Origin of the sequence: Nocardia sp. NPDC060220 (assembly GCF_042727815.1) — a bacterium.
Classification (GTDB): domain Bacteria; phylum Actinomycetota; class Actinomycetes; order Mycobacteriales; family Mycobacteriaceae; genus Nocardia.
In genome coordinates this window covers 1-1,511 of the sequence record NZ_JBHWZY010001240.1, presented here as the reverse complement: position 1 = coordinate 1,511, position 1,511 = coordinate 1, and the positions used below count along the sequence as shown (strand labels likewise).

Annotated in this window: 1 protein-coding gene; it reads left to right on the top strand. The window is 62.1% G+C overall.

Translation table 11 applies throughout. The features are described 5' to 3' along the window. The first annotated feature begins 161 nt into the window (after positions 1 to 161). Positions 162 to 1,361, top strand: coding sequence for a serine hydrolase domain-containing protein (locus ACFWF3_RS35660; RefSeq protein WP_379318547.1), 1,200 nt, complete (start codon positions 162 to 164; stop codon positions 1,359 to 1,361). Positions 1,362 to 1,511: the final 150 nt, after the last annotated feature.

Below are 1,511 nucleotides of genomic sequence, written 5' to 3'. Positions count from 1 at the left end.
GCTTCGGGGAGAACCCTTCCGAGACCTTGCGGCACGCACGGCGCTGACGCCGATCGTCTTTGTGCTCGATCGAGACAGACGATGCCGATATCAGACAGGCTTGCCGTCGATGTCGTCTTAACGTCACCTCCCACAACGACCTCAGAAAGCAGGAGAGTGGGATGTCTGACCTCAACGATGTGCTCTTTCAGACGCTCGAAGCTGTCACCGCCGGTGCAGACGCGGCACGCGTGCCCGGCGTCGTAGCGATGGTGACCGACCACGAAAAGGTTTTGTTCGAAGGCGCCGCGGGTGTGCGTTCAACAGCCGACAACCAGCCGATGACGACCGACTCGGTGTTCGCGATCTTCTCCACGACCAAGGCGATCACCGGCACAACCGTGCTGCAATGTGTCGAAGAAGGCCTTCTCGACCTCGACCTACCCGCCCGCGAATATGTTCCCGAACTCGGTGAGATGCAGGTGATTACCGGCTTCGGTACCGACGGCGAGCCGTTGCTGCGGGCGCCGAAACGCGAGATCACCACACGAATGCTGCTGCTGCACACCGCGGGATTCGGCTACGACTTCTTCGATGAGACCTATCACCGGCTCTCTCTCGAACATGGCCAGCCGGCCATTATCACCGGATCCCGCGCGGCATTGACCACGCCTCTTCTTTTCGATCCCGGCGAGAAGTGGCAGTACGGATCGAGCATCGACTGGGCCGGTCAGGTGGTCGAGGCGATCCGCGGCAAATGTCTGGGCGAGGTGATGACCGAGCGGGTGTTCGAACCTCTCGGAATGCACGAAACGTCCTTCAAGCTGAACGCGTCCATGGCCAACCGGTTGGCGACTATCCATCAGCGCAAGCCCGATGGTTCCCTGCTGCCCTTGGACCTGGTGCTTCCGCAGGAGCCGGAGGTCCAGATGGGCGGGCACGGGCTCTACTCCACGGTTGGTGACTACCTTCAGTTCCTGCGGATGTGGCTGAATGACGGAGCCGCCCCGGGTGGACGGGTATTGCGGGCCGACACTGTCCGCGCGGCGGTCTGCAACGGCTTGGACGGGCAGCAGGTCACGAAGCTCCCCGGGGTGATCCCTACGCTTTCCAATGACGCCGAATTCTTTCCGGGACAGCGGAAATCGTGGGCATATACCTTCATGGTGAACGACGAAGAGGCGCCCACCGGCCGACCGGCCGGGGCGCTCGGCTGGGCTGGATTGGCCAACTCCTTCTACTGGATCGATCGCCGTAGCGGAATTGCCGGCTACTGGGCCACCCAGATTCTGCCGTTCGCCGACCCTGTCTCCTTCGAGGGCCATCTAGCATTCGAAACGGCGACGTACCGCCACGCTCTGCAGGGCACGCACACCCGCTGAGATCGGACCCCTGTCCAGTCGGTTGATAGCGAGGTCCACACCTCGCTATCAACCGAGGGGTCCGGTGACCCCACAGTGGTCAGACGGTGTCGATCGCTGGACCGAGGATGTGGCAGAGAGTCTCACAGAACAGCGCTAGAGGGTCCTTTG